The sequence below is a fragment of the Nostoc sp. genome (assembly GCF_036917815.1).
In the GTDB taxonomy this organism is placed as follows: domain Bacteria; phylum Cyanobacteriota; class Cyanobacteriia; order Cyanobacteriales; family Nostocaceae; genus Nostoc.
Window position 1 is genome coordinate 138946 of record NZ_JBALEK010000023.1, and the last position, 8801, is coordinate 147746.

The following is an 8801-nucleotide window of genomic DNA, read 5'->3' on the forward strand; positions in this document are numbered from 1 at the left end:
CTCAATATGTCACAAGAGGCGAATATTGATGATGTGCAGGAGCCAATAACCAGCGCTCCACCGGAAGTACGGCAAATTATTGAGCGAGTCTGGAAGGAGGAAAAAGGTAGGCTAGATAAGAAAAGCAACAGCCATATCAATGATAATATTTTGAAGATTATCAAGGAAGAGGTGCGATGAAGCTAACTTCAATTAAGCTATGCAACTTTCGCTCCTTTTATGGTAAGACACCAGAAATGCTCCTAGCTGGTGGAGATGTTCACAACACAACGATTATTTATGGGAATAATGGCTCTGGAAAAACCAGTTTACTAAATGCCTTTACTTGGGTATTATATGAAAAATTTAGTGCAGCCTTTGCATCGATAGAACAGCTAATTAATAAACGTGCGATCGCAGAAACTCCAAAAGGTCAAGCTGTAGAATGTTGGGTAGAAATTGGCTGGGAACACGACGGTAAACGCTATCGAGTTAAACGCCTCTGTCGGGGTTATAAAAACGAAGGTGATTTTGATGCTGGCAAAACTCAATTATATATATGGGTTGGTGATGACGATGGCAACTGGAAGATCCAAGATCAGCAACTAGAAGATATAATTAATCAAATTCTACCCGCCACTTTACATCAATATTTTTTCTTTGACGGCGAACGAATTGAACAAATAGTCCGTTCTGATAAAAAAGCGGAAATTGCCGAAGCTATAAAAATTTTCTTGGGTGTGGAGGTAATCAACCGTTCTATCAGACATTTGGGAGATGCTAAAAAAACTCTAGAAAATGAGTTAAAAGCTATTGGTGATTCCCAAACTAAACAACTATTGCGACAGCAAGAAAAGATAGAGCGAGAACGTGAACGCATTACCAAACGGCAAACAGAAATTAAAGAAGAGTTAGAATATCAACAAACTTTTAAAAAAGAAACAAGTAACCGTTTGCGAGAACTGAGCGCAGCTAAGGAATTGCAAGAAAGATGTCAGGATTTAGAATCTCAGAAAGCGGCGAATCAAGAAGAATATAAAAAAAACAAAGAAACGCTGAAAAAAGTTATTTCGGCACGAGGTTATACAGTTTTCTTGTCAGAAACTACAGCCCAGTTTCGAGGAATTATCAATGATTTAAAACAGCGAGGCGAGTTAACATCAGGAATTTCGCGGGAATTTGTCAGTGATTTACTCAATTCTCAACGTTGTATTTGTGGTGCAGAATTACACGAGGGTAATCATTCTCATACTCATGTGAGTACATGGTTAAATAAAGCAGGTTCATCGGCGGTAGAAGAAACTGCAATTCGGATGATAGCTCAAGTAGATGAAATTGATAAGCAAGCCATCGGATTTTGGGAAGAAGTTGATAGAGAGCAAACTAGGATTAATCAGTTAAGGCAAAGCATATCCCAAATTGAAGGCGATTTAGACAATATTCAAGAGCGATTGCGAAAAGATGCTAATGAAGAAATTAGCAGTTTGCAAAAACGGTTAGACGAAATTGAAAGTAAAATTGATGAATTGAATCGAGAACAAGGTGCAAATCAGCAGCAAATTGCTCAACTCACAACTGAAATTGAAAATTTAAACAAACAAATTGCCAAACAAAAGCTGAATGAAGACAACCAAACTTTAGCACAGCGACGAATTAATGCTACTCAAGATGCAATCGAACGATTAACAGAAGTTAAAAATCGTCAAGAACAACAATTTCGCCTGCAACTTGAAAAACGAGTACAAGAGATATTCACGGAAATTTCTGTAACTCCATATATTCCTAAAATCAGCGATAAATATGAACTGACATTAGTAGAAAACACTACAGGTATAGAAGCACTAGTTGCAGCATCCACCGGGCAGAATCAAATTCTCAGTTTATCCTTTATTGCCAGCATTATTGACAAAGTGCGGGAATGGAGTAAAAAACGGAAAATGATGATGATTCCCGACAGTAGCACTTTCCCAATTGTCATGGATTCGCCCTTCGGTAGTTTAGATGAAAGTTCGCGGCGACACATTGCGAAGACAATTCCCCAATTAGCGAATCAGTTGATAGTTTTAGTTACTAAGACTCAGTGGCGGGGTGAAGTAGAAGCAGAAATGACAAACAGAATTGGTAGAGAATATGTGCTGACGTATTATTCATCTAAGCCGGATTGCGAACAAGATTATATTCAGTTAGGTGGAGAAAGATATCCTTTGGTAAAACAAAGTCCGAATGAGTATGAATATACTGAAATTATCGAGGTTGAACGTAATGTTTAAAGGATAAAGTTATGGTTGCGAGTCTAGGCGGAACCAGAGAACGAGGAAAATACATCTTCAAGTCGCCGATGTGTGAAAGCAGCGATTTACTTTGCTTTTTCTGTCAGTGTTTCAGGAAGTTGAAGGGTGACAACTTCAGCCATTTTCTACCAGCTTGCCTTTTACTTATGATTGTATCTGCGATCGCTTTTCTTTGTTAGCGTGGGCGGTTCGTTAAAAAGAGCGATCGTTATTAGACAGAATAGAACTCAAATTGGGAATACTGAGTAAAGCGCGGTTATTTGCTGCGGAGATCCAAGCGACTTTTTGCCAGATATAGCGCTGCTGAGTATTTATCAACTTGGAGAAGATTATGAGTTTACCAGTGACAGTAACCTTTATGCTTGCTGATTGGATTGCTAAAGGGCTGAAAGATGGAACTTTTGAACGGGTTGGAGGTGTAATTAGAGAAGTAGCCAGTAAGAAAATTGTTACTTGGTTGCGGGACAATCGCTCGCTTGCTCCTCAAGCTATGTCTTTCGCTACCAATCCTGTTACTGGTGTACTCAATTTGATTGTTTCAGGAGCAAACACAGCAATTTCAACTAAAGGATTTGCTGATGTTAATCGACGACTAGGTGGCATTGAACAAGATTTAGGGGTAATTGGGCAAAGTTTACAAGTAACTCAAGGTTTTTTGCAAGTAACTACTGCTGCTAGTGTACTTAATCTTGGGGTATCTGTGATGGGTTTTGCTGTTATATCGCAGCGTATCAATGAGATAGAAAATCAATTAAAAGAAGCAGCAAAATTGTTAAATAAAATTAACCGCAAAATAGACCTTAGTTTCTATGCAAATTTTCGTGCTGCAATCGAATTAGCAAATAATGCTTTTACAATGACCAAAATTGAAAATCGTAGAAGCAGCGCACTACAAGCTATTAACCGCTTTTTAGAAGCACAGCATATCTACACTGAATATACTGATATCGAAATTGAGCAAAAAAGCCAAATTGCTGATAAATATCTGCTGACTTTATCTTTAGCCTACCTAGCTGAAGCACGTTGCTATTTAGAACTAGAGGAACATGAAACAGCACTTCGCCGCTTTCAAGAAGGGGCTAAAGTTATCCGTTCTCGTATTCATAAGTATGTTGATATTCTGCTAACCTCTAACCCCGCAGCATACTTAGATCCTCAGTTAAAAGGTCAGATTGATTTGCGAAGACTGACCAAAATTTATCAATGGATTGACCCAGCTTTGGATGAAAATGCTATGTTTGAGCTTCAGCGTAAAAATCTGTTTAAAATAGCCAAAGATCCTCAAAAATGGCTATCATCCCTTCCATCGGCAATTATAGATCGTAGTGAAATCCAATGGGGCATATTCGGAGGAAATCCTACTCCACTCACAGGGAGATTTGAAAAAGAAGCTTACAAACGTCTTCCCCAAGTATTTGAAGTAATGGAATCTATGATTGAAACCAATCGCCGCTTTGAATCTTACCAAACAGAAGTACAAGCAATATCCCAACTAGGAATCAGCTTTCATGACTGGCTTAAATTAGCTCCGTCTACAGAAATTAAACCAGACGGTGCAGAATTAATGTACATTATTCCATCTAAACCTTTAGATTTACAGCCTTCCATGTGAACTAATTACAGGATTAAAGATGAATTAATCAAGGTCAATAAACTCTCTGAGAGTAATAATCTGGTTTTGATATTCGGCTAGGGTCTTGAGTGATAAAAGGTCTTGATCTCCTGTTATTAAAAATTCTGCATTGGCATCTTTAGCAAGTTCTAAAAATTTGTTGTCATCTGGATCTCTACAGGTGTTTATTTGAGATTTTATTTCTATAAATTGACTGTACTTTTTAACTATGTCCAAAAAATCTTGTCTTTCTTAATCTGAGATATATTTATCGAACTTACGTTTGTAAATTCGTGTGTTTAATTCTTGATAAGTTTCATCGCTTTGAGCAATTTTGAATTCTTTATAGACTTTATCTAGGGCTTTACGGGCTGTTCCATTAGGACTTAGAGCAGCACTAAGTAAAACATTTGTGTCAATGACAATTAGTTTATGATTCATTGGCGAGTAATTCTTCTAGAGTTTCTTCGGTTAATCCTTTGGCTTGAGCATTTCTGCCGATTCTGTCAAAAACACTAAGTAAATCTTCATCTTTATTATTTGAAAAGGTTTTTTTTATTTCTTGAATAAGTTGTTCTTGTTCTTGTGCGGGAAGTTGTAGGACAAGATTAAGAATTTGCTCGAAGGTTAGGGGGAGTTGATAGGTTTTTTGAGTCATGGTGAGTTCTGAAGTTAGGGAATAGGGACTTGTTAGATTTTTTAATCAGGTTTGAACCAGTTTTCTACTTTTAAATCATGATTCCTCTATACCTTGGCGAATCGCATTATCCATATCCTCAAGAGTTTTAGGTTTTCCTTGATATTTTAAACAACCTGCTACATCATCTAATTTAGTTTCTGGAAAAAGCTTCTTAGGCTTTAAAAGAATTCCATCACCCATATCAATAATAATAAATTCTCGCTCGTTTGGTAGTGATGACTGCATTTTAAATTCCTTTAATTCATAGATTCAAAATCAACAAGAAGCCAATTTATTCCATCCATTATTATGGAAAATTTTTCTTCAGGTATGTTTAACTCATGAAAACATTTATCTCTATATCTTTCTTTTTCAATAAAATTAGTGATGGCTTTAATTAATGGCTTTTTTACTTCGTAGTTTTCTTCAGCTTTAGCGATTGCATGTGCGGGTATTTCGTTATTTATACGTAATATTGCTAAGTCAATCAAATCTCTAGATTGTGTACTTGAATCGTTCCATCGGTCAGCATTAGCCATTAGTTTTGATGTAAATCTATCGCTTATACTCAGACAAGGTATTTTTGTCCATTCTGGATAAACAGGAGGGTCTAAAGTAAAAATCCCATTGGCTACAATTTCTACTTTAATAGTTGTTTCATTGACTACAATAGGGAAACGAATACCATATTGATTGATTGTACTGTCACCTAATTCGATATCTGTTGTACTTTGAAATAATGCTACAATTCCTTCATCGTAAATCAAGTTTCTTAAATACCTATAATTTTCAGTTCCATAAGGGAAGAGAAAATCAATATCTTTACTAAGCCTGTATTCATCATATTCTAACGCCAAGAGTGTACCACCACCAAAGCATGCAGAAGCTTTTTTGAAAACTTCTGGATTGAAAGCATTAAGGATTTTAAGTATATTATTATGATGATTGAGATGAAACATTTCAAAATCCGGTAATATCCAAGAGTTATATTTTTTTGCTAAATAATGAACAAAATCCTTTTCTTCTTGTTTTAAATTGTTGAAGGTAGTTTGATGATGCCAATTGCGTTGATACAATTGAACAATCTCTTTCTCACTCATTTGATATACATTTTTTAGCTGCCAACCAATAGACTCTAGAAATGGTAGCTTTTGTGGATTGAGCATAAAATATGGTTGAATTTTTTCTATAATAAACTCTCTCAAAATCCAAACCCAAATCCTGTATTCACCATTGTAATGCTCCTCGATCACTTTAGTCCTTATGCAGTTTTTGGTTAAAACTGGGATTTTTAAATAATTATGGGACACTCATAACTGGATAATTAATACCAATTCTATGTGAGGCTGCGCTTTATTCACGTAGGGGCAATTCATGAATTGCCCCTACAGCGAGGTTTTGGTAAGTCCCATAGGCGCATCTTCAAAAAGAAATGGTATAAGCTGTGCTAGGGTGTGAGAAATGATTCCAGAATTTGACGAAAGTGGTATTTTACCATCAGGGGTGCATTGGGCAGAATGGTCAGAATTTCAAGAAATATTTGTTACAAGTTTGACTAGACAGCGCATGATAGACCGTCTGGAACTGGCAATGACGCAACTAAAAGCAGCTGGCTGTAGAACTATTTATATTGATGGTAGTTTCGTCACCAGTAAACAAAAACCTGGAGACTTCGATGCCTGTTGGGAGGACAATGGAGTTGATATAAATTACCTAGAATCTATTGCTCCTACTTTATTTAATTTTGCGCTGCGGCGTGCCGAACAAAAAATTAAGTACAAGGGTGAAATCTTTCCGTCAAATTATCCAGCTAATGATTCTGGTACAGCCTACATAGATTTTTTTCAATTTGATACCAGGACGAATACGCGCAAAGGAATTATTGCTATAGATTTACAAAGGTGGAAACCATGATGATCAAAAACGAGCAACAATATCAACATTCCTTAGATTGGTTGCAACGCTTTGAACAGTCTATAGCGTCATTGGATAGCAATGAACACTTGAAAGCAGAACCAGAGCGATGTCAGCTTCACCGAGACTCATATCAAAGTCAAGTTGACGAGCTAAAGTCAGAAATCACAGAATACGAAAGACTTATTAATTGCGACATCAGCAAACCTTTAAAAATTAAAGTTGATTCTTTAAATAAGCTGCCAAATGCTTTAATTAAAGCTCGGATAGCAGCCCAAATTAGTCAGCAAGAACTTGCTGATATATTAGGAATTGATGAACAAAGAGTGAAAGAGTATGAGGATACAGATTATCAATGTGCCAGTTTTGTAGAAATTCTCGAAGTCAGCACCGCTTTGGGTGTTGAATTTGAAACGGCAACTATGCAAGTAGATTTTGCCGAAATAGAAGCAGTTAAAAAAAGCGTGGAGAAATGGCGCAAAGAAAAACTGAATATTAAAACTAAAGCTTCAAAAGATTAAGCTGTTACGTATACAACTTACATTTAGTTAAAAAAGAGCGATAGACTGAACTAAAATAATATCCCCACCTCAATAAACTTTATTGCTCATAATGATATTTGCAAGTCAAAATAATCAATAAATCTTCTTGCACTTTGTAAACTAATCTATGTTCATCAGTGATCCGTCTTGACCAGTAACCTTGCAATTCATATTTTAATGGTTCTGGCTTCCCTATACCTGCAAAAGGATCTCTTTGTATATCTCTAATCAGTTCCAAGATTTTTTTGAAGATTTTTTTGTCTTCTGTTGCCCACTGACCTAATTGTTCAAAAGCTTCTGGTTCAAAGGCAACTTTTTTCATATTCATCTAAATCAACATAAATTAGGTTTCCTGCTGCTACATTTTCCAAAGCTTTGAGTAGATTATTTTTGTTAGTTTCTGATTTCAGAAGATAGTTAGTTTCATCTTCTTCAGTTGATGGTTCAACTAGGACAATGACTTCTACTACTGTTCCTTCTGGTAATTCCGTTGTTGAAAGTTCAATCCTGCCATCTTTTCCAACAACAGCTTTTTGTTTAATCCCACTAAGCATAATTCATATTTACTCCTATCTTTACCACCTTATTGTAACTTTTAATTGAGGGCTGGTTTCAAGCCGCGTTCAACAACCACTTTTAAGGCTCTTGCTTTACTTATTAAGCCACGTCGGTAGACCTGCATTAGTTCATCTAGTTGACGAACTTCTGCATCATTAAGCTGTCCCTCTCGGTGACGCGCTTGCAAGTCACTGAAAACCTCTTGCTGCTGAGTTTCCATCTGCATATCGCACATAGCCAAAACCTGCTCATCCGGTAGAGACTCCATAGGTAGTTCGGTAATGGCGCGGTCAATCCATTCTAGTAATACATCTTCAAGTCGCCGATGTGTGAAAGCAGCGATTTACTTTGCTTTTTGTGCCAGTGTTTCAGGAAGTTGAAGGGTGACAATTTCAGCCATTTTCTGCCTGCTTGTCTTTTACTTATGATTGTATCTGCGATCGCTCTCCATCTTCTGGTTTAAAAGAGCGATCGCTTTTCTTTGTTGGCAGTTCGTTAAAAAGAGCGATCGCCTAAATATAGCAGTAGGTTAAGATTATATCTCTCAGTCTATTATGGATCTTGGTACACTAATTAAACTCGATGATTAGCTGATCCCACTGACTTCAGAATGCCATCTTCTAAGTGATGAATTGACATCATAATACCATTTGCAGGGTTATTAAGTAGTGAATCCTTGACTTCATCCAAATAGTCCCAAATTGCTGCTCGTAAAATTGGTCTGTTTACACTTACCGTGTGGTTGTAATCCCACAAATCCCAGATAATTATACCTATACCAACAATTGGATCTAAAAGTTCTTCCCCCTAAATCCCCCTTAAAAAGGGGGACTTTGATAGATGTTTTTCCAGTTCCCCCCTTATTAAGGGGAGCCAGCGCGGTCTTGGGGTCTCCCCAAGTGGAGCGACTGGCGTGGGTTAGGGGGGATCGAATTCTATGCAGCTTCATAAAAAATTGGTATAAGCTGTCACGCATCTAAATTGTACTTTTTAGAGCCTGAAAGCCTTGCTGTGAGGTTTCCAGCTTGAAAAGTTTAATGTGTTTGAGATTATAAACTACATACAAATCTCAGTCATAGTTTTACGGAATAAATTTAATAAACTTTTGGATATCCAAAGAAAACACTCTCACTGCTTAAAAATACTTACCTAAACCTGCTTAGACCTGTTTAGAGATTTCTTCTCCCTTCAACCAAGGCAGTCGGCTGCTTCTTGTCCAGGAGCGT

The 8801-nt window shown here is 36.9% G+C and carries 10 protein-coding genes and 2 pseudogenes; 5 read left to right on the forward strand and 7 right to left on the reverse strand.

All coding sequences use genetic code 11. The features are described from left to right. The first annotated feature begins 6 nt into the window (after positions 1-6). From V7K97_RS07065 to V7K97_RS07075, 3 genes are all read left to right on the forward strand, one after another. Positions 7-180, forward strand: coding sequence for a hypothetical protein (locus tag V7K97_RS07065; RefSeq protein ID WP_334800081.1), 174 nt, complete (start codon positions 7-9; stop codon positions 178-180). Continuing rightward, complete coding sequence (locus V7K97_RS07070) at positions 177-2249, forward strand: AAA family ATPase (RefSeq protein WP_334800082.1); 2073 nt, start codon at positions 177-179, stop codon at positions 2247-2249. Before V7K97_RS07065 ends, V7K97_RS07070 begins: the two co-directional genes overlap by 4 nt. A gap of 352 nt (positions 2250-2601) precedes the next feature. Then, positions 2602-3882 (forward strand): hypothetical protein, encoded by a 1281-nt coding sequence (locus V7K97_RS07075; protein WP_334800083.1) that lies wholly within the window; start codon positions 2602-2604, stop codon positions 3880-3882. Positions 3883-3906: 24 nt separating this feature from the next. Here V7K97_RS07075 and V7K97_RS07080 read toward each other — a convergent pair. From V7K97_RS07080 to V7K97_RS07095, 4 genes and pseudogenes are all read right to left on the reverse strand, one after another. Beyond that, a pseudogene (locus V7K97_RS07080) lies at positions 3907-4323 on the reverse strand (putative toxin-antitoxin system toxin component, PIN family). Next, positions 4313-4540: a hypothetical protein gene (locus V7K97_RS07085; RefSeq protein ID WP_334800084.1), complete on the reverse strand. Its 228-nt coding sequence runs from the start codon at positions 4538-4540 to the stop codon at positions 4313-4315. The pseudogene V7K97_RS07080 and the gene V7K97_RS07085 overlap by 11 nt, the downstream one beginning before the upstream one ends. Positions 4541-4615: 75 nt before the next feature. Continuing rightward, positions 4616-4783: pseudogene (locus tag V7K97_RS07090) on the reverse strand (AbrB/MazE/SpoVT family DNA-binding domain-containing protein); the annotation flags it as partial. 35 nt (positions 4784-4818) lie between these two features. Next, the gene (locus V7K97_RS07095) at positions 4819-5727 is read right to left on the reverse strand and encodes a nucleotidyl transferase AbiEii/AbiGii toxin family protein (protein ID WP_334800085.1); all 909 of its coding nucleotides are present in this window, start codon (positions 5725-5727) and stop codon (positions 4819-4821) included. Positions 5728-6022: 295 nt separating this feature from the next. Between V7K97_RS07095 and V7K97_RS07100 the strand changes: the two genes are divergently transcribed. Beyond that, the gene (locus V7K97_RS07100) at positions 6023-6475 is read left to right on the forward strand and encodes a DUF6932 family protein (protein WP_334800087.1); all 453 of its coding nucleotides are present in this window, start codon (positions 6023-6025) and stop codon (positions 6473-6475) included. Further along, complete coding sequence (locus V7K97_RS07105) at positions 6472-6996, forward strand: helix-turn-helix transcriptional regulator (protein ID WP_334800089.1); 525 nt, start codon at positions 6472-6474, stop codon at positions 6994-6996. The genes V7K97_RS07100 and V7K97_RS07105 overlap by 4 nt, the downstream gene beginning before the upstream one ends. A gap of 79 nt (positions 6997-7075) precedes the next feature. Here V7K97_RS07105 and V7K97_RS07110 read toward each other — a convergent pair whose 3' ends face one another. From V7K97_RS07110 to V7K97_RS07120, 3 genes are read right to left on the reverse strand one after another with little or no spacing between them, the layout of a single operon-like run. Next, a complete protein-coding gene (locus V7K97_RS07110; protein WP_194042817.1) occupies positions 7076-7339 on the reverse strand; it encodes a Txe/YoeB family addiction module toxin in 264 nt (87 codons plus the stop codon). Further along, the gene (locus V7K97_RS07115) at positions 7320-7571 is read right to left on the reverse strand and encodes a hypothetical protein (protein WP_334800091.1); all 252 of its coding nucleotides are present in this window, start codon (positions 7569-7571) and stop codon (positions 7320-7322) included. Before V7K97_RS07115 ends, V7K97_RS07110 begins: the two co-directional genes overlap by 20 nt. A 41-nt stretch (positions 7572-7612) precedes the next feature. After that, positions 7613-7843, reverse strand: a complete 231-nt coding sequence (locus V7K97_RS07120) for a hypothetical protein (RefSeq protein WP_334800092.1) — start codon at positions 7841-7843, stop codon at positions 7613-7615. Positions 7844-8801 lie beyond the last annotated feature (958 nt).